The following is a 21,388-nucleotide window of genomic DNA, read 5'->3' as shown; positions in this document are numbered from 1 at the left end:
TTTAGCGCCATATTTTATAAGATAATGCGGTAAATAAACGATAAAAAACTTGCGGAGAAGTGACATGTCGGCTTTTGCCAAATTTTTAAAATGGATTTTCTGGATCATCCTGTTACCGGTGGTGTTGCTTGGGCTTTACACTTGGGGTAGCCTGAGCTGGGTATATTCTGATGGCGAGCGCATAGGGTATGTACAGAAATTAGCCCATAAAGGCTGGGTGTGCAAAACCTGGGAGGGCGAGCTGGTGCTGGTCACCGTACCGGGTACACAGGCCGAGAAGTTTTATTTCACCGTGCGTGATGCGGCGGTGATCGCTAAAGTGAATCAGCTGGCTGGCGAACGCGTGCGCCTGCTATACAAAGAACATAAAGGCGTGCCTTCCAGCTGCTTTGGTGAGACCAGCCATTATGTTTATGATGTGGATATCATTAAAGAAGACGGGCAATAGTGGCTGTGCAATCAATAAACAAAAATGCTCCCGGAAGGGAGCATTTTTTATTCGCCAACCTGATTAAGCAATCAGGCGTAAGCGATCGAATTCATTCGCCTCGTCGGCATTGATTTTGAATTGATTCACGGATTCAACCAGCGTGTGCACTTGCTCCAGCATGCTTTCTGCCGCGGCCGCCGCTTCCTCTACCAGGGCTGCATTCTGCTGCGTGGTTTCATCAATTGAAGTCATGGACTCGTAGATTTGTTCCAGGCCGCTGCTTTGCTGGCCAGAGGCCTCAGAAATCGCCTGTATGCTGTGTGAGACTTGTTGTACGGCATGCACGATCTCATGCATGGTGTGGCCTGCCTGGCTCACTTGCTTGGCACTGGCATTGGTTTGAGAGACAGAGGCTGCAATCAGCTCTTTGATTTCTTTGGCAGAAGCCGCTGAGCGCTTGGCCAGGTTGCGCACTTCACCAGCAACCACGGCAAAGCCACGGCCTTCTTCGCCAGCGCGGGCGGCTTCCACGGCGGCATTGAGGGCCAGAATGTTAGTCTGGAAGGCGATGCTGTCAATCACGCCGGTAATTTGCGCAATTTGCGCCGAGGTTTCATTAATGCCTTGCATGGTGGTGGTTAAGGCATTAAACGCTTCGCCGCCCTGTAACGCCATCTGGTTGGCCTGGCTGGCTTGCAGGCTGGCCTGTTGGGCATGCTCGGCAGTTTGCCGGATATTGTTGGTCAGGGTTTCGAGGTTGGCGGATGTTTCTTGTAGCGCATTGGCCTGCGTTTCAGTGCGGCGCGACAGGTCGTTGTTACCTTTTTCAATTTCAGCCGCCGCAACATGGATAGTTTCTGCTGCCTGTTTGACCGTTTGTATAGGTGCCACCATGCGTTGCAGAATCTCCTGCGAACCTTGCAGGGCTTCCCTGAAGTCTCCTGCGTGGGTAGTGACATCGACCAGGCTATACAACTGGCCTTGTTGCGCTTCGCCTGCGATCTGACGGGTGTCTTCTACCAGACGGTTCACTGCCAAAATGCAGGTATTCAGGTTGTTGATCAGCACCTTGAAGTCGCCATGGTATTGATTGTGGATAGGCGCAGGAATATCACCGGCAGCAATGCGTTTGACGCAGTCTGCGGCCACATGCAGCGGCGAAACCACCGCATCCAGCGTCTGGTTGATGCCCTGGATGATTTTCTGGAAATCACCGGCGTGCGCTTCAACATCGACGCGGGTATTTAACTGGCCTTGTTGTGCTGCAGAGGCAAGGTGGTGTACATCTGCAATGAGCTGATGGATGGCGCCTGTGCAGTGTTTGAGGCTGGTTTGCATCAGGTTAAAGTCGCCGACAAAATGTTCTTCAATCTGCGTGGGGATATGTCCCGCAGCCATCTGGTCCAGATAGCGGGCGGTGGTTTGCAAAGGCACAACCACGGCGTCCAGTGTTTGGTTAAAGCCTGCGACGATCTGTTGAAACTCACCCTGGTGGCGCGACACATCGACGCGGATATTCAGTTGGCCCTGCTCGGCCGCTTGTGACAAGGTATGGACGTCGTCCATCAGCAGGTTAAAGTTCTGGCGTACTTGTTCAATGCTCTGGTTGATATAGCTGCGCTGGCCGGGGAAGGTTTCCAGTGGCTGGTTAAAGTCGCCCTGGCCAAAGGCGGTTACTACTTGCAGGGATTTTGTCTGTGCCAGAATATGTTCTTCTACCATCTGGTTGATGCCAGTGGTGAGTTGCTGATAAGCACCATGAAACGGCTGGCTGTCGATACGGTAATCAATCATGCCGTCACGGTGCTGGCTGGACATTTCATTGAGGGATTGCACGATACTTTGAATCGTCGACTGCATGCGGTGCATTTCGCGCAGCAGTTTGCCGGTTTCGTCATTGGTCGTTGGCGCGTCTTGTGAAATGAACTCACCATTGGCAATGTGTTGTGACAAGGTCAATGCCTGTTTGAGCGGCGTAGTAATCGAGCGCGTCATTTTCCAGGCGATGGCCATCGCCATGAGCACGGCAATCAATAAGGCAATTTCGATGTGTTTGTTGGCCTTGGCAATGGTGGAGGCAAACTGGCTGGAGGCATCAGTGACGCCAGCAATATTCATATCCATCAGCAGCCGCAGCGAATGGCTCAATGGTTTGTCAGCGCCTTTGACTGTGGCATCAATGTCAGTCACGCTCATGCCGTCATCTTTCAGTGCTTCGCAACGCTTGATGGCTTCGCGGTAGGTGTTCACGGCCAGACTGATGTTGCCTAAGATTTCCTGTTCCTGCTGATTGATCTCGCTGGTGGCGGCATAGGCTTTCATGGCTTGTTCGATATCATCCATACTGTGTTGAAACTTGCTGGCTTCACGGCCCCCGCGCAGCACGTAGTTTTTAAAATGGTGTACGGCATCGCCCAGGCCTTTGCTGGCGTTTTCAATCTGAGTTCTTTTCACCAACTGGATGTTTTCAAAATGTTGCCAGGTGTGATTAATGTGGTTGAAGCCGCGCCAGGCAATCACAAAAATAAAGGTGGTAAACAAGATCAGCAGCGCGTAGCCCAAAAACAAGCGGGTGCCTACATTTAAATGAGCGATGGATTTCTTCATGCAATTCCTCTGGATAATACTGGGTAAGTCAGCAACATTGCGTTGCCACGGGCGTCACGCTTTGCGACGCACAACCCATTTACGTAAAATAAATTGGTAAATGAAGGCTTTTAAAAACATCTTCACAAAAGATTCATAAAGCGAGCTTGGGCGCCATTTCAGCGCAGGGGATGGTTGTGGCGGTAATCCGTTGTATGATGACGCGATTGATGACCGCCTACACAATAGAGTTGGGTTTAGATGGCTGAACAGAAAAATTACATTACGCCGGAAGGCTATGCCGCGCTGGAAAAAGAATTTCAATACCTGATTAAGGTTGACCGGCCCGAAGTGGTGCGTGTGGTGAGCTGGGCCGCCGGCAATGGTGACCGCAGCGAAAACGGCGATTATATTTATGGTAAAAAGCGCCTGCGCCAGATTGATGGGCGTATTCGCTTTTTGACCAAGCGCATGGATGCCGCGGAGATTGTCTACAGCAATACGCAGACCAATACTGAAAAAGTGTATTTTGGCGCCTGGGTGACGCTGTTCAACCTGGGGGATGATAGCGAAATCACTGTCCGTATTGTCGGTCAGGACGAATTGGATCCTGCGCAGGGTTATATTTCATGGGTGTCGCCCATGGCCAAAGCACTGTTGGCAAAAAACTTGGGTGATACCGTGCGCGTGGTCACGCCTGGGGCGGAAATAGAATATGAAATTATCGATATCCGTTATGCATAAAAACAAAAAATAAGCGGTGACTTGAACTAATCGCCATTTGGCCTTATCTTAGCCGTATATGCGAAAACGCCTTTGCCTGTTCCTGATTTGCTGGTTGCCATGTTTTGTCATGGCCGCCAACGTCATGTCATTGCAAATGGCCCTGGCAGAGCAGACATTCACTAGCACTGCCCAGGTGCAGCATGATGAGATGCCGTGCCATCATATGGCAGATGAGCATCAAGACATGCATCACGCAGCTGGCGATCAAACCACCTCTAAGCATCATTGCACAGTGTGTGGCTTTTGCATGGTCACGACTGGTGTTGCTCATTTAGACGCGTTTCCAACCGTTTCCCTCATTGCACAGTCCAGCGCTGCCCCGTTGTTTGCGGCCGATCCTGTGCACTCTCAAACTTACCCCCCAGCGATCAAACCACCCATATTCAGCTAACACACAGGACAAGTCCGTCCACACGTTTTGTTAGATTGAATATGGAGGCTATATGTTTAAGCAACATCATGTTGCGCTTGGTGCCTTACTTCTCTCCCAGTTAATGATGCCTGCCCACGCGGCGGCACTCATGGGCTTTGAAGATAGCGCCATGCTTATGACCGAGATCGGTCGCTATAACCAGGAATGGATGTTGAACTACTCGCCCGCGCTCGGGCATGCCATCGGCGTTGAGCAGATGCGCATGTCGGGCAAAGGCGAGCAGGCCACTACTATTTCCGGCATCAATTACACCGGCCTCATCAAGCGCTGGAACCTGCCATCGGCGCAAGCCAATGTCTGGTTCAACGGCAGTGTGGGCGAAGCCCGTGGCCAGTATGACGGCTTTGCCTACACGCCCAGCTTGCAGTTCGATATGGAATCCACGCGGCTGTATTTCCTGGCTAAAGCCCGCATGATCCGTGCGCCCAATATGAACTACGACACTGCCGCGGTGCAGGCCGGGTTTTCGTTTTATGAAACCGGCTTTAACCAGACGCAGCCGTGGTTTGTGATTGAGGCTAAAACCATGCGTAACAACGATCCCGGCCTGCAAATCACCCCGGCGTTGCGCTTGATCAACAAAAATTACTTTCTTGAATTTGGTGTCACCAACCCGTGGCAGGGCGAGGGCTTTGCGCCGCGCCTGAATGCCATGTTTGTGTTTTAACCAATTAACTTTTAAAGGATATTGAAATGAAAAAATTATTAGTGACTTTGATGTTGTCTGCCATGGCTCCTGCGGCATTTGCCGTGACCACGATTAAGGCCGAAGTGAACGGTATGGTGTGTGCATTTTGTGCCAAAGGCATAGAGAAAAAACTCAATGCCTTACCACAAAAACAGGCGGCTTTTGTTGATCTCAAGAGCCGCGTGGTGGCCTTGCAGTTGAAAGATGGCCAGGACGTGTCGAATGAGGCCTTTAGCAAAGTGATTCAGGATGCCGGTTACTCGGTGGGCAAGCTGGAGCGCGTTAATCAGACCGTAGAGGCGATCCAGGCAGAGGTGGCCAAGGCCGAGAAGGCAGGCAGCAAGTGATGGCGGCAGAAATCAACCATCTGCAAGCCAGCCGGCGGCTTAACTTACTCTCGCTATTCACCAGTGGTTCGACGCTGATTTGTTGTGCGCTGCCAGCGACGCTGGTGGCCATCGGTTCAGTGGCGACCTTGACCAGCCTCATCAGTCATTTTCCGCAATTGATCTGGATCAGCGAGCATAAGCCACTGGTGTTTGGTGTGGCTGGCGTCATGCTGTTGCTGGCAGGCATCATGCAATGGCGGGCACGGTTGCTGCCGTGCCCAACCGACCCGCAATTGGCCGCGTTATGCACGAAAACGCGGCGCCAAAGTGTCTGGATTTACTGGTTCTCGGTGATTATTTTTCTGGTGGGTGCTTTTTTTGCATTTGTGGCACCGTTGTTCATTTAGGATGACGTCATGAAAAAAGCCGACTGAATAGTCGGCTTTTTGATTGTTATCTCAAGGTTATTTCGGTGTTGTTTGAGATTCAGGTTCAGCAACAAAGATTTCTACGCGGCGGTTTTTCGCACGATTAGCCTCAGTATCATTGGCTGCTAACGGTTCATGTGAGCCGCGGCCATCAATGGTGATGCGGCTAAATGCAATGCCGCGCTCGGTCAGGTAATTACGGGCGCTGGCGGCACGATTCACTGACAATGGATCATTGACTGCATCTGAGCCGCTACTGTCCGTGTGACCAACGATATTGACGCGTGCTGCTGGGTTGTTTTGTAAGCCAGTGGCAAATTTATCCAGGATAGGGCGCAGGTTAGGTTTGATATTGGATTTGCCTTTATCAAACGAAATATCACTCGGGATTTCTAACTTGAGCTGGTTGTTTTCTGTTTTGGTCACCGCAACGCCCGTGCCCGCTGTTGCCTGTTCCATTTCCTGTTTCTGGGCTTCCATTTTTTTGGACCAGATGTTACCCGCAATTGCACCGGCACCGGCACCGACGGCGGCACCGATGACCGCACCTTTACCGCCACCAGCCACTGCACCAATGACACCGCCAGCCGCTGCGCCTATGCCTGCGCCTTTCGCTGTCCCTTTCTGGGTTTCGCTCATATTTGCGCAACCAGACAAGCCAATCGCTGCCGTTAAGACTGAGGCTGTGATTATTTTATGCATTCTTTTCTCCCTAATTTAAGTAAACATGTGTTGCCTTTGTTTGTCCATCAGGTGTGAGGGAAGTTCAGTCCTCAACACGTTCTAATTGCGTATAATCTCACGGTTGATTAAAGCAAATTATATTTATGCCGTTGAATAGACAGATAAACGTCAGTCATATTCCGCCACAAACAAAGTGAATGATAGAGAGTACGCAGGTCAGGGTTCATGGTGCCACCAGTCATATTAGATATTGAAGCATCCGGTTTCGGCGCGGGCAGTTATCCGGTCGAGATTGGTTACGTCGATACCAGGGGCGAAGTGTGGAGTGCGCAGGTGCAGCCGCATAGTGACTGGCTGCATTGGGATAAAGAGGCTGAAAAACTGCACCAGCAGTCGCGACAGTCACTTGAGGCGCATGGGCAAACGGCACAAGAAATTGCCGCGCATCTTAATCGTGTGTTTGCTGGCCAGACGGTTTATACCGATGGCTGGTACCAGGACTTTGTCTGGTTGCATAGCTTGTATGAAGCGGCTGGACTGAGTCCACGTTTTAAGCTGGAAGATTTAAGTGTGACGTTAACGCCTGAGCAACAGGCGGTCTGGCATGAGACCAAGCAAGCGGTGAGAGATCGTTTTGCCTTGCAGCAGCATAGAGCCTCTACCGATGCCAAAGTGTTGCAGCTAACCTGGATAACAACTGCTGAAATGGCTGCTGCGTTGACTGAGTAATGCTGGCTGTTGACATAACAAAGCCCCGATAAGGGGCTTTGTTGTTTTTAAGCGCTTATTTACAGCTCTTTTTGGCATCGACTTCAAACTCAATATCCACATCGGTCCATGTTTTACCCTGATGGAACGCCTGGGTACAAATACGGCCGAACTTCTCAAACGCGCTGCCACCATTAAAGTCTTTGATAATATCCAGCGTGCCTTTGGCTTGCAAATGACCATTTTTCTCGGTGACTTTCATCGGGATGACTTTGGTCACGTCGTTCATGGTCACGGCCAACTGTAAGTCATTGCCCTGAATTTTCTCAATTTTGGCGGTGATCTTGCCTGGATTGGCAAAGTTTTTAAACAGGCCAGTCACGACATTCATATTACGGATATTGGCCAGGGCAGGGTCCCAGGTGCCGCCTTTACCATTATTCAAGTCATTTGAGGTGTCCAGCGACGTGCTGTCAATATCAATGGTTGCGCCTTCGAGCTTGCCGGTAGTAGAGGCCAATTGATATTTTTTAAAGGTATTTTTGGTGACGACATACGATTTGTCTTGTGCGCCGAACGCGGTGAATGAGAACTTAAAGGATTTTTCATCTGGGGTGTAAATACAGCTGTTTGCCCATACTGCGCTGCTTAATAAACTGCCAATGATTGCTGTTAATGCACGTGCTTGCCACATATTCATATCCATTTCCTGCCTTATTGTTGATCTGGTTAAACGCGTAAATGATTGCGATTGCTCGCTTATTTATAGTAATGATAATCATTATCAATTGCAATCGTTACAGCAAAATTAGAAGGTTTATTTATCATAGCGTCCGCTCACACCTTACTGTTAGCCATAACGCCATATGCTTATGAGCTACATGAATTCAGTTACAATCAATGACTTTTTCGCGCTATCCATACCTGTTGTCAGATGACTCATCCAGCACATACAAACTCAACCTGGGATATTTTTTGCAAGGTCGTCGATAACTTTGGCGATATAGGCGTGTGCTGGCGGCTGGCGCGGCAATTGGCTGATGAATACGATCTCAGCATTCGTTTGTGGGTAGATGATCTGGCACTGGCAGAACGGTTTGCGGGGACGGGGCATGCACGTATCTGTTTACAGCATTGGATTGAGGCTGCTGATTTTTCGCAGGCAGCCGATGTGGTGATAGAAACCTTTGGCTGCGACTTGCCAGAGGCTTACCAGCAACACATGATCAGCCAGCGTTCCATGTGGGTCAACGTTGATTATTTGTCTGCAGAAAGCTGGGTAGACAGTTTTCACGCGCAACCCTCGCCGCAGGCCAATGGGTTGGTGCGCCATTTCTTTTATCCAGGCTTTACGCAAGCGACAGGTGGGCTGTTACGCGAGGCCAGTTTGCCAGCGTTGCAAGCCAGCGCGCATTGGCAGGATTTGGGCCTGGAACCGGCGCCCGATCAACTGACATTGTCACTGTTTTGTTATACGCACGCGCCCTTGGCAGCACTGGTAGAGAGCCTGCAGGCTTCAACTGTGCCTGTACGCGTATTAGTACCGCAGACGGTGGCGCCCATGTTGGCCGCGGTGCTTGGGGTAAATGATTGGCAAGTGGGGGAGTGCGTTAAACGTCAGCAATGCGCGTTTTTAGTCATTCCGTTTTTATCGCAAGCCGATTACGACCGTTTGCTGTGCCTGTGTGACTTTAATTTTGTGCGCGGTGAAGATAGCTGGATTCGCGCCTTATGGGCGGGCAAGCCGATGATCTGGTTGCCTTACCAGCAAAGTGAAGCGACGCACCTGGTGAAACTGAATGCGTTTATGGATCATTATCTGGCGCAGGCCGATACCGCGCTGGCAGATGTTATACGCAGGGCCATGCTGGCATGGGCACAAGGGGATTGGTTGCCTGCCCATTGGCAAACGTTGTTAGCCGTGTTGCCACAGTTTGCGCAGCACGCCAGTACCTTCAAATCAACGCAATCCCAACAGGCTGACCTGGCGACTAACTTGGTGATTTTTATTGAGAAATGTCGTACACATCGGGTATAATTCCGCGCTTTCAAATCCCGCATACAAATTAAGGCTTATTTATGAAAATCGCTCAAGACCTCCGCGTTGGCAACGTAGTGATGATTGGCAACGACCCGATGGTAGTTGTAAAAACCGAATACAACAAATCCGGCCGTAATGCGGCTGTGGTGAAAATGAAAATGAAAAACTTGTTGACTGAAGCGCCAAGCGAAAACGTTTACAGCGCACAAGACAAGTTTGATGTGATCGTATTGGAAAAGAAAGAAGTGACTTACTCTTACTTTGCTGATCCTACTTATGTATTTATGGACGCTGAGTACAACCAATATGACGTAGATGCCGAGTTTATGGAAGATGCGCTGCCATACCTGGAAGATGGTATGCCATGTGAAGTGCGTTTCTACGACGGCAAAGCCATTTCTATCGAATTGCCAACCACTGTCGTGCGTGAAATCACCTACACTGAGCCAGCGGTTAAAGGCGATACCTCAGGTAAAGTGATGAAGCCAGCCAAAATTGCGACTGGTTTTGAGATTCCAGTGCCACTGTTTGTGAGCCAGGGCGACAAGATCGAGATCGATACACGTACTGGTGAATACCGTAACCGTGTGATGAAATAATTCATCTTATCCGTTTTAAAAAAACCCCGGCTTGTCCGGGGTTTTTTATTGCCTATTGATTGCATCCAAGCGGTTGGAGTTTGGAGTAGCGGGGGAAATAATGCGTGCATTGTCAGGAATCATTCACTATTTGCCATGAATTTTTTTCAATGACAATCGTTGCAGCTTTACATCATTTCAATATTGGGGGATGCAATGCGTTGCCTGCAAGTTAATACTAAACATGTCTTACCGACATTATTGTTTGCTGGAGGAGTACTTTTCACCAGTCTACCAGCCAGTACAGCGGAGGATCCAAGATCACTCAAGCATCCGCTGATAGGCTACTGGGAGTCGCGTGTGCCTGAGAATGGTTGCCTGGAAAGCTATTGGTTCAAAGAAGACGGGAGCGCAGTATTTACCAGTGGCGATGAGCAGTTGGAAGCGCACTATGAGGTGACGCCGCAGCCTGATGCGCATGGTTTTTTTAAATTGAATCACCGTGTGATGCTTAGCAACAAGGCGCTGGACTGTACTAAACAAAGTTCTGAAATCAATAGTGAGCAAACCAGCTTTCTGTTGTTTAAGCCTGACGGCAGCAGTTTTATCTCCTGTGACAACGATGATCCCTCCCTTGAGAACTGCTTTGGTCCCATCGAGTTAAAGAAAAACGCGAGCAGAAGTTTGCGCTAAGCTTGGTAGGCAAGGTCTATGTGGCTGGAAAAAATGCGCTTATTCAGGCGGCTTGCCCCTGCGCTGGTGGTTTGCCTGGGGTTAACGGTCGGGCATTCTACTCAGGCGATTATTCATGGCCTGACATTCCCAGGGATGGCCATCTCCACCGTCAAGTTAAGCATTCAGCATGCACATTTCTTGCAATCAGTCGAAAAGTGGGAGTATTACGATTCGATTTGCAGTGCTGCAATTGTGGGCCTTAAGCCGCTGACGCTGATTACTGCCGCGCATTGCCTGAAGGAGGTGCGTGTCAGTGGTCCACAATCATTACCCGTGTTGTCCATCGCGCAACCTGAGTTGTTAGGGATAGAGCAAATCACTCTCAAACACGCTTTTTACCGGCCTTTTGAAGCGGTGTCCGAGGATTTGACGCAAGACATTGCTGTGCTGGTGTTTGATGCCAAAGTGCAAAGCCTGATAAGGCCATTGCGTATTCGAGTGGATGACAGCTTGCCGGATATACTCATGATTTGTGGCTATGGGCGCGGTGATAGTGAGGCAGATACCCGACATCCCCGTTGTGGAGAGCGCAAGCCCATCCGTGATCTGTCAGATTTTTATCAGGTGTTGCCCAAAGCGTATCGTGAGATGGACGAGATGTTACATCTGCAAGCACAAACCCAGTTTGCTTATACACAAGAGTTGGTACACGCCGAAAAGGCGCTAGTGGCGGTAAATCGTTTAAATGAGCTGAATCAATACGATCACACCATGCCCATGCCTACTGTTGGTGATTCGGGCGGGCCATGGCTGGTGCTTAATGCCAAAGGACAATATGAGTTATTAGCCATTACCAGTCTGGTTGAGCGTTTTTATAATCCCAGCGCACACTGGCCATTTTTCCAGAAGCAAGTGCCGCTTTCTGAGTATCCGTATATCGCCTATGGACTACGGCTAAGCCATCCCGAGGTATTGGGTTTTCTGCAATATGCCCAGCATAGCGGTGCTGATATACAGTTTACGTCAGCACCGCTATTCCGGCATGGTGGTCGCGAGTCTCAGTCAACTGATAAATGACATGGAGGCTGCTGCAATAGGTGCAGCGTAGCGCGTTCAAGGTGCGCTAGCTGCTGTTTGCTCTGTTCCAGGGCCTCAGATAAAGCCAGTCTGTGGCTTTTGGTCAGTAATGACTCAATATCGGTCATTTGGTGATGTTCGTCCAGCGTGATGTCGGCTCTCTGCAGGTGTTCAATGATATGACCCAATGCCAACGTGTGGTTGATGGTGGGGAACGGCTCTGTGCTATTCGCGTCTATTGCCAATTGTTGCTCGTGATGTGTTTGTATGACGCTATGGGCTAAAAATTGCAGGCCTTCCTGTGCCATGAATTTTGCGGCGTAACGGCCTTTCTCATGTACCGTAGCGCTATGAATTTCCCGCATACCAGCTGAATGAGCCACGATTGCCAGAGCACTCATCAAGAGCTTGTTAAGTACTTTCTGGTGGCAAAGGTAATGCGCGAGGTTTGCATAAAATTGCCCAAGTCTGCGCAATGTTTTATCTGGGGTATTATCGCTGTTGAGAAAGCCGACCAGGTTCACATTAATATAATGGTGCCAAGTGGAGTCGGCTACAATATTTCCTATACCGCACCGTTTGCCTTGATAAGCTGCAACCAGTCCGACCTCTTGCAAGTTAGCGCCAGCTGCCTTATTGGTGCCCCAACTAATGATTTCTGGTTTGATCTGTATGCCAGCATGTTTTGGCCAGTCCTGTTCCGGGAAATTGGCCGGGATACGCAGGGCACCTTCGTGGACATGATCGGGGAATACATCAATCACGCCGGCCGGGTTGTCAGCCGAGAGTGGGGCTGCAAATAATGGGTGAGGAATATATTCAGGGATAAAAGCGTTACCAAACGGACCACCGATATGTTCCTGTCGTATGTGCCAAATGTATTTTACTTTGGTGGTTTGTGGTTGATTGTCTTCTTGTTTTGGCATATTGGCCATGTCATCATCGCCAGCAGTGTCGACGTGATAGAGCCCCTGACTACTGTTTGTCTGGCTGACAGGATTACCCATCCATATACGCATGTCGCCGGCACGTGGAATATTTTTACCTAAGGCACGCCCGAGATTGTAATAATCTGCCTGTTCATGCATCCAATTCGAGTGGTCGCCAGTGACCAACACCCCACCACCAGCATCCATCCAATGTCGCAATAGCTTGATCTCTTCATCGGTAAATTCCTGGTCCTTGGCGTTCTTGTCGAAACTTGTGCCGCCAAAGTTGCCTGCTGCTTCCATATGATTACCGTAATGCATGCCAAATACCCATATCTGGGAGTATTTGTTAAGCAGCGATGCGCTTAAACGATGCGGGTTTTGCAGCAAGGCCGGGTTGTGAATGATGTTGCCATCGGCGTCATAGTCATAGTAGCGATTAATGACATCTATCTGATAGCGTGTAAAAAAGGTGCTTTGGTTTTCAAGCGTAGCCTTGAGCAGGCCCAAGCCAAATTCATCTTTAAAGCCGCGTCTTGCATTGCCTTTTGCTTTATTGGCTACGACCCATGACTCGTCGGCATCGTCGCAATAAAATAGAATGCGTATGGTGGCGCGGCCAGCCAATGTTTCGCGCCAATTGTCACGTAAGGTGAGATCTTTGAGAGTTGTCATCATATACACTTTGTTAAATTAAGTTAATTTTAGTGTAAAGGCTAAATGTCAGGACTGCAACTCTTTATGAGCGTCAATGCGATGGAGGAGGTTAAATGCGAAAACGGCGTCGACTCTTTGGGAGTCAACGCCGTTTGTGTCACGGTGTCATAATGCCAGTAGATTTTATATCATCTTAGGCATTCAGCTTGGCATTAATTTCTTGTTCGGCTTGCAGCCAGTAATCCATATGCTGATGACCAAAGCCACTTTTCTCGGCAATATAATAAGCAGCGACTTCAATCATTTTATAGCGTTCTTCGCTGGTGATAATCGCGGGCTTGGAGATTTTTTTACGGGTGCTTGCAGACTTGGCTGACTTTTCTGCCGTTGTTTTGGGCGCTGTCTTTTTGGCTACAGTGGTTTTTTTCACGGATGCATCAGGGGTTTTGCTAGTTGCCATACTATTCTCCTGGATATAGAGGTGAGTGAAAGCGTGGGCTTGTGGCCGCTGTAAAGCTATATTAAGAGTGAGCCGGGCTCAGCGTCAAGACATCATCGGCAATCTATTTGATCTACATTAAATTTTCACTGGTAATTTTTGTGTTTGAGGTTGAATTGTGTCGCGTGTTTGGCTTAAAAAGCCATGTTTGCCGCAAAAGCAACTTCCAAAGGCTGCCTATTTATGGTGTAGTTACCCGCTCATTGAATTGGAACAACCATATGTATAAAAAAGCACTCACCTCATTGACGATATTGTTCTTTATGATGGGGTTTATTACCTGCTTGAATGATATTCTGGTGCCATATCTGAAAGCCATTTTTGCCCTGACTTATAGCCAGGCAGCGCTTATTCAGTTCTGTTTTTTTGCGGCTTATGGCCTGACCTCCATCCCATTCAGTAAATTGATTGAAAACATCGGCTATCAAAAAGGCATGGTGGTTGGTTTTGCGCTGGCTGCGTTAGGTTGCCTGCTGTTTTACCCGGCCGTACTGTTACATACGTATGCATTGTTTTTAGGCGCATTGTTTGTGCTGGCCTCTGGCATTGTGCTGTTGCAAGTGGCGGCTAACCCATGTGTCTCTATCATTGGCCCGCAGGAAACGGCGTCCTCGAGGCTGACCATGGCGCAGGCCTTCAATTCACTGGGGACGTTTGTCGCGCCATTTTTTGGGGCTTATTTCATCCTGTCCGGTTTAACTAACTCTGTTTATGCAGAGGGCGTGGTTTACCCGTACTTCTTGATTGCTGCCGTATTAATTGTGATTGCGCTGGTGCTTTCACGTATTAACCTGACAGGGATGGAAACTCGCCAAGCCGATGACACTGGCTGGCTGGAAGTCTTGCAAGAAAAAAACCTGTTGCTTGGCGTGATTGGTATTTTTGCCTATGTAGGCGCAGAAGTGGCGATTGGCAGCTTTCTGGTCAGTTATGTGATGGAAATTCTGCACGTGCCAGAAACGGAAGCCGCGCCGTTAATCGCGCTTTACTGGGGCGGTGCCATGGTCGGGCGCTTTATTGGTATTTTCACACTGAAAGCGTTTGCCCCGGCCAAAGTGCTGATGATACACGCCTTGCTGTCAGCGCTATTGATCCTGGTCTCTATGCAAACTACGGGAGCTGTTGCGATTGGCAGCATGGTGCTGGTCGGTTTGTGTAACTCGATTATGTTCCCGACCATTTTTACCTTGAGCATCAAAGACCTGAAAGCCGGGCAAGAGAAAAAAGGATCTGGGTTGTTGGCCACGGCGATTTTAGGGGGTGCGGTGGTGCCATTGCTGACGGGAATGCTGGCTGACCGCATTGGCTTGCATCACGCCTTTGTATTACCAGTCATCTGTTATGCCTATATTGCGTGGCTGGGGATCAATCACCTTAAAGCACAATCATTGTGACTAACAAAAAAGCTGCCTACAGGCAGCTTTTTTGTTTGATGACATCACTATCACAACATTAGGCAGACGTTCCGCCAACGGTTAAGCCATCAATTTTCAACGTCGGCTGGCCTACGCCTACCGGCACGCTTTGGCCTTCTTTGCCGCAAGTGCCCACGCCGCTATCCAGCGCCATGTCATTGCCTACCATGCTGACTTTGGTCAACACGTCCGGGCCGTTGCCAATCAGGGTAGCACCTTTCACTGGATAGGTAATTTTGCCGTCTTCGATCATATAGGCTTCAGCGGCGCTGAATACGAATTTACCGCTGGTAATGTCGACCTGGCCGCCGCCAAAGTTGGCGGCGTAGAGGCCTTTTTTCACCGACTTGATAATCTCTTGCGGGTCTTTGTCGCCGTTGAGCATATAGGTGTTGGTCATGCGCGGCATCGGGATGTGCGCGTAGCTTTCGCGGCGTGCGTTGCCGGTCAGGCCCATGCCCATAAGACGTGCATTCAGTGTGTCCTGGATATAGCCACGCAAAATGCCATCTTCAATCAGCACAGTGTTTTGTGGGGCATTGCCTTCGTCGTCCATGGTCAGTGAGCCGCGACGGTCTTGTATCGTACCATCGTCAACAATAGTGATGCCTTTGGCAGCCACCTGCTGGCCGATCATATTGCTGAAGGCGCTGCTGCCTTTGCGGTTAAAGTCGCCTTCTAGGCCGTGGCCGATGGCTTCGTGCAGCAAAATGCCTGGCCAGCCATTGCCTAGCACAACGGTCATGCTGCCAGCCGGGGCAGGGCGAGCTTCTAGGTTAACCAGTGCCTGATGCGCGGCTTTGCGGGCGTAGTCTTGCAAGACGTCATCAGTGAAGTAGCTGTAATCAAAACGGCCACCGCCGCCGCTGGAACCTTGTTCGCGACGGCCGTTGTGTTCGGCAATCACTTGCAGCGACAAGCGCACCAGTGGGCGAACATCTCCTGCCATGACGCCGTCACTGCGTGCCACCAAGACAACTTCATATTCTGCGGCTATCGAGGCCATCACTTGTGTGATACGCGGGTCTTGCGCTTTGGCATAACGCTCGAGTTTTTCCAGCAGTTTGACCTTGGCATCAGCACTCAGGCTGGCAATCGGGTCTTGCGGCAAATACAACGGCGTATGGCTGCGCGTAATAATGCTGTGGCCGGTTTTTTCCTGGCCCAGGTTGGCAATGGCGCGCGTGGCACTTGCCGCTTGTTGCAGGGCATCAAGATGAATGTCGTCGGAATAGGCAAAGGCGGTTTTTTCGCCACTGACGGCACGGACACCTACGCCCTGGTCAATATTAAAGCTGCCGGATTTGACTTGGCCTTCTTCCAGCCCCCACGACTCACTACGGCTGTATTGAAAATATAGGTCAGCATAGTCGATGTTGTGCGTCATCATGCCGGACAATACATTGGTTAAAGCGCTTTGATCCAGTCCGGCCGGGCGGAGTAGCAAGTCGTTGGCAGTGGTGAGTAGCGTTTGCATAATGGGCTAAATAGTGAGTTAACTTGTTAAATCGTTATGGTTGGAGTCTAGGACTGGCTAAAGAGTGCCATACAGGCACTCAGCGTTTTCATTAAATTGCCTTAATGGTTTTGTGTTTAAGCGCTGGGAGGCTTTGGCGCAGGTTTTTAATATAGTTGCGGTTAACGTTAGCGACTACAATCCCTGAGCCACGCGGCAGGCGATCCAGCACCACACCCCAAGGGTCCACAATCATGCTGTTGCCATGTGTTTCGCGGCCAGAGAGGTGATACCCCCCTTGCGCTGAGGCGATGACATAACTCAGGTTTTCTACGGCACGCGCACGCACCAGCGTTTCCCAGTGGGCTTTGCCGGTGGTTTCGGTAAACGCTGAGGGCACAACGATCATATCGACTTCGCCCATGGCGCGGAACAGCTCCGGGAAGCGCAGGTCGTAGCAAATCGACAGGCCAATACGGCCAAATGGCGTATCCACGGTCACCACGGTGTCACCAGGTTCTATGGTGTTTTCTTCATGGTAATGTTCGGTGCCCATATCGAGGCCGAACAAGTGGATTTTATCGTAGCGCGCCACTTGCTCGCCTTTTTCGTTGTATACCAGGCAGCTATTGCGCACTTTGTTGGCGTAGTGACTTTCCAGCGGCACCGTCCCGGCGACAATCCAGATTTTGTAAGCCTTGGCGGTTTTGCTTAAAAACTGCTGAATCGGGCCATCATCTGGTTTTTCGCGAATGGTCACCTTGTCGAAATCTTTCAGGCCCATGATGCAAAAGTATTCCGGCAGCACCACCAGTTTGGCCCCGACCTTGGCCGCCGACTCGATCAGCCGTTTGGCTTCGACCAGATTGGCTGTTACGTTAGGGCTGGACGCCATTTGGATTGCCGCAACTTTAACGATGTCATCGTTAGCGGCGGATTTGAGTTTTTTAGTTTTTTTCTCAGCCATGGCAAAGGTTCCGTTGAAATAATAGTGATAGTGGCATTAATGCAGACTTTTCAAAGGTTGAGCAGAGGGCGTACTGGGTGCCTTTTTATCAACTTCTGCTTCCTGTGGATTATCCCATGTGCCTGTAATCATATACTCACTGGCGCTGATTTTGTTAAGCGGATCCTTGAGTAATTTTTGTGCCACAAACGCAGCCACGCCAACAATCGGGCCGCCTGCCAAAGCTGCCAGGGAGACCGAGTCGCTAATATGGGGCACGACTTTGACCTTCAAGCGTTGCGTTTCGGTTTTTAAGTTGGTTTCACCCTTGATGCTGGCTTCGGCCGCCGGACCCGTCATAAACAGGTCGTTGCTGCGCAAAATACCATCTTTAATATTGGCGGTAGAGTTGATTTTGTCAAAAGCAAAGCCTTCGCTAAATAAATCACGGAAATCCAGGGTTAACCGGCGCGGCAGGCTTTGCAAGCTCAGCAAGCCGAGCAGGCGGCCCACGCCTGGCTGCACTTTTAAAATCTGGCCTTTTTCCAGTTGCATGGTGAAATTGCCATCCAGCCGCTCCACTGCAAACTCATGCGGGCTGCCCGGCCAGCCCAGTTGACCATTCATGCTGCCGGTCCCGCCTTTGACCATTTCGCCGCCGGGCTGGAAGCGTTGCAGGGTTTTGCCCAGGTTACTGGAGTTGAGGTTGAATTTGAGCATGGTTTGCGGGCTGCGTACCGAGTTGCGCCAGGTGCCGTCTGCGGTGAGCTGGCTATCACTGTTGTTGATATTCATGCGCTGTATTACCCAGCTCTCGCCACTGTTATAGGCTTTTAAATCCAGGCTGCCCAGTTGTTTGTCACCAAACTGGAAGTCCTGCGCTGTAATATCCAGCTCAGGGTAGGTCATATCCAGGCGGCGTACTTCGGCCGGATTCGTATTGTTGTCGGTATCCATGCTGCGCGGGATGCGCAGGTAATTCAGTTTGGCTACCAGTTTGCTGGGTTTGCCTGATAACCAGTCAGCGTCACCCGCAAGTTCCTGGCTTTGAATTGACAGTTTCAGGCGTTCTCTTTCCGGTGCAATATTCAGTTTGATCTGATGCAGGTTGCGGTCAAACACGTGCAGGGTGCCTGCGGTCAGCTCAATCTGATTTAAAGCCAATGATGAGGCATCGGACGTCTGGCTGCCACTTTCCTGGTTCAGGTAGGTTAACCATTCATCGACATTCAGCTTTTGAAAGTCGGCACGCAAGTTAATGCCATCGCCAGCAGGCAGGCGTGGCGGTGTGTTAATGGCAATTTCACCTGCACTCACGGTTGAAGGGCTATTAGCATTACGCAAAAAGTTGGCATGTATCCAGTCGTTATAGTGAATGGCAATTTTGTCTGGCTGGTTGCTCTCCTGGCGGAAACGGATACTCAGGCTGGCGGGTGTTTCAACGCTCTTTTTGGCCGGTTCTGGCAGGTCAATGGCCATGCCAATTAATTGCGAGCGGATGTCCAGCCGGATATTCGGTGCCTGGATCAGTAAATTACTTTTCCAGTCAGTCGTGCCATGCAAGGCGCGGGTAATCGGGTTGTTATCCAGTTTTCTGAGTGCGGCGTCGGTGATGCGGCCGCTGCCCTGGATAATGACGGATTTGTCCGGCCGGGTGCTCAGGCTGACGCTGGCAGGATTGTCAAACATCGACAATTGCATGCCTTGGGCTTGCAGGCCTTTTTCGTTGAATTTTAAATGGCCATTGATATTACTCATTTCCGGCATGGCGATTTGCGGGTTAGCGGCAATATGGCCATTTTTGATGTTGTAGTCGCCTTGAAACTGGCTGGCATCTACATCATTGAGCGGCACTTGCAAGGCCAGTTTGAGGTCGGCATTGCCAGTTGTTTTTAAATAGTCAGTAAAACCCATGGTGACTTGCCGCACCGGGCTAGTGTTGATGAATTTCACCCCTTGTTCGACGGTGCCGGTGGCTGCCGCTTTGATATTGAGCATCGGCCAATCGGCATCCAGTTGCGGAATTTCTACCTGTGCTTGTGTAATGTGCTGACCAACCGTGGAACCGTTTTTCACAGCGATATCCATGCGTTTGCCTTCAAATTTGAGGAAGGCGTCGATATTTTGAATCACCGGCCAGTCAGTGCCATACTCCAGGCTGGCACGATCGACTTGTGCGGTGACTCGGAACAGCCCCAGTGATGGATCAGACTGATGCGCTGCATTCACATAGGGGAAGTCTTGCACGCGGCCTTTGACAATGACTTCGCCATGCCTGATCTGACCACTCAGGATAGAGGTGTCCAGCCAGTGCAAGGTGCTTTCACCCAGGATCAGCGGATAATAAAAAGGGGCAAACTTGGCATCGCCGCGCTCAATCTGGCTTTGCAGTTGTATGGTGTCGCCGCCTGCGGCGCCCAGTTGATATTCCAGATTGGTGCGCAAGGCCAGGTGGGGATTGCTGAAGTGCAGGTTGCGCGTGCTGATCAAGGTTTTCTGGCCGTTATGACTCCACGCCACTTCGCCTTGTAGCTGGTCTATGGGCAATGCCCAGCGTAGCACGCCGGCCAGCTCAATGGTCGCCTTGCTGGTATCCAGTTCCACGCTGCCTGCATTGGGGCGTACTGACAATTGCCCTGACCAGTTATCCAGGCCGGGGATGCTGGCGTAGGCTTGGGTATGCAGCCCATTAAAATTGGCGTCGACTGTGTAATCACGCCACTGATCTTGCTGGTAAAGCCAGCGCGCCTTGATTTGAGAGGCATTGCCTGCGGGGGCCATGTTTTCAAGATAAGTGGCTATTTTTGAATCAGGCGGTAACCATTGTGCAAATAAATGGCCTTGGGTCAGGCCGAATTTTTTAACCGTGAGCGTGCCTTCATGGCCTTGGCTATCCCATTGCAATTCACCATTGGTGTCTTCGAGCACCAAGCCCGGCTGCACGTTGGCAGAAAAGTGCTTGAGGGTGAGCATGAATCGTTGCTCAACACGCTGCCAGCGTAGCTCGCCAGTGACGGTTTTGGCGATAAATGTTTGCGTCTCATTGGCCGGCTTGACGGCTACATCGTTCAGCTGTACTTGCGCTGCCAACCGTTGCAATTGCAAGGCGTCAAATGCCAGTGTGGTGGTCAGGTTGCCTTTACCAGCATTTATTTTTAGTGGCAAGTCTAACCACGGGCTCCAGGCGGCGAGGTCAGTTTCTGGCAAGCGTAGCGAAATTTCGCCATGCCATGCTTCAGGTGCGGCCACATCATCACCAACCACGACTGACTCCAGGGTCATACGCTGCTTGGTCCCGGTGGAAACCAGGCTGTCTATATGGATGCTATGGCGGTGCAGCAGGCGTTGCCAGACCGGGGTCAGTATTTCAATATTCAAATCTTCTAGCAGGAGTGGCGGCGCCTGGCGTTGTTCATCGAGCCAGGTAATGGTGGCGTGAGAAATCTGGATGCGACGTTGCGCCAGCAGCCAGTTGGCAAAAGCCGGATTGCCTTGGCCAGACATGGAAATACCCGCTAAAAACAGCTCACCGTTGGCGGTACGCCTGATCACCAAATTGGGCGCATCTATACTGAGGCTGACCAGCGATGGGGAGAATAATGCCAGACTACTCCAGGACAGGCGGGTGGTGATCTTGGGCAACTCAAGTGCCGGGCGGTGTTCGGTATCAAACACCGTGACTTTGCCCAGGGTGACTTGTGGTGCCAGGCCGCGCCAGCGAATGGCAATATGGGCAATGGTGACCTGTTGCTTGAGTGACTGGCTGAGCGCTTGTTCAATCTTGCCGCGGTAGTCATCAATGTGGGGAAACACATAAAACTGAATGACACCAACAATGCCTGCCAGCAAGACAAACAAGACAATCAGTAATGAAGCTAGCCAGCGTTTGATTTTTTGCAGAGGCATATGGTGTTGAACAGCAGTGGCAGAAGTAATTGTTTAACTGACTATTTTACTCGAAAACAGTTGCGCAGCCGCAGTAGAAGAGGTGGGAAGTCGCGGAATTATTCAGCCAGAGCCTGAATGATTCGTTTAAAATGCCA

20 protein-coding genes are annotated in these 21,388 nt (G+C 50.4%); 12 read left to right on the top strand and 8 right to left on the bottom strand.

Annotated features, from left to right (window positions below; genetic code table 11):
- Positions 1–64: 64 nt before the first annotated feature.
- Positions 65–448, top strand: coding sequence for a hypothetical protein (locus ACIDE9_RS13275; protein WP_411995178.1), 384 nt, complete (start codon positions 65–67; stop codon positions 446–448).
- Positions 449–511: 63 nt separating this feature from the next.
- Here ACIDE9_RS13275 and ACIDE9_RS13270 read toward each other — a convergent pair whose 3' ends face one another.
- The gene (locus ACIDE9_RS13270; RefSeq protein WP_411995177.1) at positions 512–3,037 is read right to left on the bottom strand and encodes a methyl-accepting chemotaxis protein; all 2,526 of its coding nucleotides are present in this window, start codon (positions 3,035–3,037) and stop codon (positions 512–514) included.
- Positions 3,038–3,277: 240 nt separating this feature from the next.
- Here ACIDE9_RS13270 and greB point away from each other — a divergent pair, with 240 nt between their 5' ends.
- From greB to ACIDE9_RS13245, 5 genes are read left to right on the top strand one after another with little or no spacing between them, the layout of a single operon-like run.
- Positions 3,278–3,760, top strand: coding sequence for a transcription elongation factor GreB (gene greB, locus ACIDE9_RS13265; protein ID WP_411995176.1), 483 nt, complete (start codon positions 3,278–3,280; stop codon positions 3,758–3,760).
- A gap of 58 nt (positions 3,761–3,818) precedes the next feature.
- Positions 3,819–4,193 carry a DUF2946 family protein gene (locus ACIDE9_RS13260; protein ID WP_411995175.1) on the top strand — a complete coding sequence of 125 codons (375 nt, stop codon included), beginning with the start codon at positions 3,819–3,821 and terminating at the stop codon, positions 4,191–4,193.
- Positions 4,194–4,245: 52 nt separating this feature from the next.
- Entirely contained in the window at positions 4,246–4,902 is a 657-nt protein-coding gene (locus ACIDE9_RS13255; RefSeq protein WP_194754179.1) for a hypothetical protein, read from the top strand.
- 26 nt (positions 4,903–4,928) lie between these two features.
- Complete coding sequence (locus tag ACIDE9_RS13250; protein WP_194754180.1) at positions 4,929–5,270, top strand: heavy-metal-associated domain-containing protein; 342 nt, start codon at positions 4,929–4,931, stop codon at positions 5,268–5,270.
- Positions 5,270–5,659, top strand: a complete 390-nt coding sequence (locus ACIDE9_RS13245; RefSeq protein ID WP_411995174.1) for a hypothetical protein — start codon at positions 5,270–5,272, stop codon at positions 5,657–5,659. The genes ACIDE9_RS13250 and ACIDE9_RS13245 overlap by 1 nt, the downstream gene beginning before the upstream one ends.
- A 57-nt stretch (positions 5,660–5,716) precedes the next feature.
- On the opposite strand, the gene ACIDE9_RS13240 is transcribed toward ACIDE9_RS13245, so the two are convergent.
- Positions 5,717–6,382, bottom strand: a complete 666-nt coding sequence (locus tag ACIDE9_RS13240; protein ID WP_194754182.1) for an OmpA family protein — start codon at positions 6,380–6,382, stop codon at positions 5,717–5,719.
- Between the two features lie 207 nt (positions 6,383–6,589).
- Here ACIDE9_RS13240 and ACIDE9_RS13235 point away from each other — a divergent pair, with 207 nt between their 5' ends.
- Positions 6,590–7,093 carry a hypothetical protein gene (locus tag ACIDE9_RS13235; RefSeq protein ID WP_411995173.1) on the top strand — a complete coding sequence of 168 codons (504 nt, stop codon included), beginning with the start codon at positions 6,590–6,592 and terminating at the stop codon, positions 7,091–7,093.
- Between the two features lie 55 nt (positions 7,094–7,148).
- On the opposite strand, the gene ACIDE9_RS13230 is transcribed toward ACIDE9_RS13235, so the two are convergent.
- Positions 7,149–7,772 carry a hypothetical protein gene (locus ACIDE9_RS13230; RefSeq protein ID WP_411995172.1) on the bottom strand — a complete coding sequence of 208 codons (624 nt, stop codon included), beginning with the start codon at positions 7,770–7,772 and terminating at the stop codon, positions 7,149–7,151.
- Positions 7,773–8,006: 234 nt separating this feature from the next.
- Between ACIDE9_RS13230 and earP the strand changes: the two genes are divergently transcribed.
- From earP to ACIDE9_RS13210, 4 genes are all read left to right on the top strand, one after another.
- On the top strand, positions 8,007–9,110 hold the full coding sequence (gene earP, locus ACIDE9_RS13225; RefSeq protein ID WP_411995171.1) for an elongation factor P maturation arginine rhamnosyltransferase EarP: 1,104 nt from the start codon (positions 8,007–8,009) through the stop codon (positions 9,108–9,110).
- Between the two features lie 41 nt (positions 9,111–9,151).
- Positions 9,152–9,712, top strand: a complete 561-nt coding sequence (gene efp, locus ACIDE9_RS13220) for an elongation factor P (RefSeq protein ID WP_194742573.1) — start codon at positions 9,152–9,154, stop codon at positions 9,710–9,712.
- Between the two features lie 195 nt (positions 9,713–9,907).
- Positions 9,908–10,384, top strand: a complete 477-nt coding sequence (locus ACIDE9_RS13215; protein WP_411995170.1) for a hypothetical protein — start codon at positions 9,908–9,910, stop codon at positions 10,382–10,384.
- An 18-nt stretch (positions 10,385–10,402) separates the two neighbouring features.
- Positions 10,403–11,443 (top strand): hypothetical protein, encoded by a 1,041-nt coding sequence (locus ACIDE9_RS13210; protein WP_411995169.1) that lies wholly within the window; start codon positions 10,403–10,405, stop codon positions 11,441–11,443.
- On the opposite strand, the gene ACIDE9_RS13205 is transcribed toward ACIDE9_RS13210, so the two are convergent.
- Together ACIDE9_RS13205 and ACIDE9_RS13200 are read right to left on the bottom strand one after the other, a co-directional pair.
- Positions 11,425–13,047, bottom strand: coding sequence for a hypothetical protein (locus ACIDE9_RS13205; RefSeq protein ID WP_411995168.1), 1,623 nt, complete (start codon positions 13,045–13,047; stop codon positions 11,425–11,427). The genes ACIDE9_RS13210 and ACIDE9_RS13205 overlap by 19 nt on opposite strands.
- A gap of 175 nt (positions 13,048–13,222) precedes the next feature.
- On the bottom strand, positions 13,223–13,489 hold the full coding sequence (locus ACIDE9_RS13200; RefSeq protein ID WP_411995167.1) for a DUF2934 domain-containing protein: 267 nt from the start codon (positions 13,487–13,489) through the stop codon (positions 13,223–13,225).
- Between the two features lie 260 nt (positions 13,490–13,749).
- Here ACIDE9_RS13200 and ACIDE9_RS13195 point away from each other — a divergent pair, with 260 nt between their 5' ends.
- On the top strand, positions 13,750–14,922 hold the full coding sequence (locus tag ACIDE9_RS13195) for a sugar MFS transporter (protein WP_411995166.1): 1,173 nt from the start codon (positions 13,750–13,752) through the stop codon (positions 14,920–14,922).
- Positions 14,923–14,980: 58 nt separating this feature from the next.
- Here ACIDE9_RS13195 and tldD read toward each other — a convergent pair whose 3' ends face one another.
- The 3 genes from tldD to ACIDE9_RS13180 form a co-directional block, all read right to left on the bottom strand.
- Positions 14,981–16,420 (bottom strand): metalloprotease TldD, encoded by a 1,440-nt coding sequence (tldD, locus tag ACIDE9_RS13190; protein ID WP_194742579.1) that lies wholly within the window; start codon positions 16,418–16,420, stop codon positions 14,981–14,983.
- A 91-nt stretch (positions 16,421–16,511) separates the two neighbouring features.
- A complete protein-coding gene (locus ACIDE9_RS13185) occupies positions 16,512–17,366 on the bottom strand; it encodes a carbon-nitrogen hydrolase family protein (protein WP_411995165.1) in 855 nt (284 codons plus the stop codon).
- Between the two features lie 36 nt (positions 17,367–17,402).
- Positions 17,403–21,251 carry a YhdP family protein gene (locus ACIDE9_RS13180; protein WP_411995164.1) on the bottom strand — a complete coding sequence of 1,283 codons (3,849 nt, stop codon included), beginning with the start codon at positions 21,249–21,251 and terminating at the stop codon, positions 17,403–17,405.
- Positions 21,252–21,388 lie beyond the last annotated feature (137 nt).

Origin of the sequence: Methylophilus sp. 'Pure River', from assembly GCF_046765995.1 — a bacterium.
GTDB lineage: Bacteria > Pseudomonadota > Gammaproteobacteria > Burkholderiales > Methylophilaceae > Methylophilus.
This window is presented reverse-complemented; position numbering and strand designations above follow the sequence as displayed.

Excerpts from the sequence above, each read along its gene's own strand:
- ACIDE9_RS13275 (WP_411995178.1), top strand. The coding sequence starts at position 65 with ATGTCGGCTTTTGCCAAATTTTTAAAATGGATTTTCTGGATCATCCTG.
- ACIDE9_RS13270 (WP_411995177.1), bottom strand. The coding sequence starts at position 3,037 with ATGAAGAAATCCATCGCTCATTTAAATGTAGGCACCCGCTTGTTTTTG.
- greB (WP_411995176.1), top strand. The coding sequence starts at position 3,278 with ATGGCTGAACAGAAAAATTACATTACGCCGGAAGGCTATGCCGCGCTG.
- ACIDE9_RS13260 (WP_411995175.1), top strand. The coding sequence starts at position 3,819 with ATGCGAAAACGCCTTTGCCTGTTCCTGATTTGCTGGTTGCCATGTTTT.
- ACIDE9_RS13255 (WP_194754179.1), top strand. The coding sequence starts at position 4,246 with ATGTTTAAGCAACATCATGTTGCGCTTGGTGCCTTACTTCTCTCCCAG.
- ACIDE9_RS13250 (WP_194754180.1), top strand. The coding sequence starts at position 4,929 with ATGAAAAAATTATTAGTGACTTTGATGTTGTCTGCCATGGCTCCTGCG.
- ACIDE9_RS13245 (WP_411995174.1), top strand. The coding sequence starts at position 5,270 with ATGGCGGCAGAAATCAACCATCTGCAAGCCAGCCGGCGGCTTAACTTA.
- ACIDE9_RS13240 (WP_194754182.1), bottom strand. The coding sequence starts at position 6,382 with ATGCATAAAATAATCACAGCCTCAGTCTTAACGGCAGCGATTGGCTTG.
- ACIDE9_RS13235 (WP_411995173.1), top strand. The coding sequence starts at position 6,590 with ATGGTGCCACCAGTCATATTAGATATTGAAGCATCCGGTTTCGGCGCG.
- ACIDE9_RS13230 (WP_411995172.1), bottom strand. The coding sequence starts at position 7,772 with ATGAATATGTGGCAAGCACGTGCATTAACAGCAATCATTGGCAGTTTA.
- earP (WP_411995171.1), top strand. The coding sequence starts at position 8,007 with ATGACTCATCCAGCACATACAAACTCAACCTGGGATATTTTTTGCAAG.
- efp (WP_194742573.1), top strand. The coding sequence starts at position 9,152 with ATGAAAATCGCTCAAGACCTCCGCGTTGGCAACGTAGTGATGATTGGC.
- ACIDE9_RS13215 (WP_411995170.1), top strand. The coding sequence starts at position 9,908 with ATGCGTTGCCTGCAAGTTAATACTAAACATGTCTTACCGACATTATTG.
- ACIDE9_RS13210 (WP_411995169.1), top strand. The coding sequence starts at position 10,403 with ATGTGGCTGGAAAAAATGCGCTTATTCAGGCGGCTTGCCCCTGCGCTG.
- ACIDE9_RS13205 (WP_411995168.1), bottom strand. The coding sequence starts at position 13,047 with ATGACAACTCTCAAAGATCTCACCTTACGTGACAATTGGCGCGAAACA.
- ACIDE9_RS13200 (WP_411995167.1), bottom strand. The coding sequence starts at position 13,489 with ATGGCAACTAGCAAAACCCCTGATGCATCCGTGAAAAAAACCACTGTA.
- ACIDE9_RS13195 (WP_411995166.1), top strand. The coding sequence starts at position 13,750 with ATGTATAAAAAAGCACTCACCTCATTGACGATATTGTTCTTTATGATG.
- tldD (WP_194742579.1), bottom strand. The coding sequence starts at position 16,420 with ATGCAAACGCTACTCACCACTGCCAACGACTTGCTACTCCGCCCGGCC.
- ACIDE9_RS13185 (WP_411995165.1), bottom strand. The coding sequence starts at position 17,366 with ATGGCTGAGAAAAAAACTAAAAAACTCAAATCCGCCGCTAACGATGAC.
- ACIDE9_RS13180 (WP_411995164.1), bottom strand. The coding sequence starts at position 21,251 with ATGCCTCTGCAAAAAATCAAACGCTGGCTAGCTTCATTACTGATTGTC.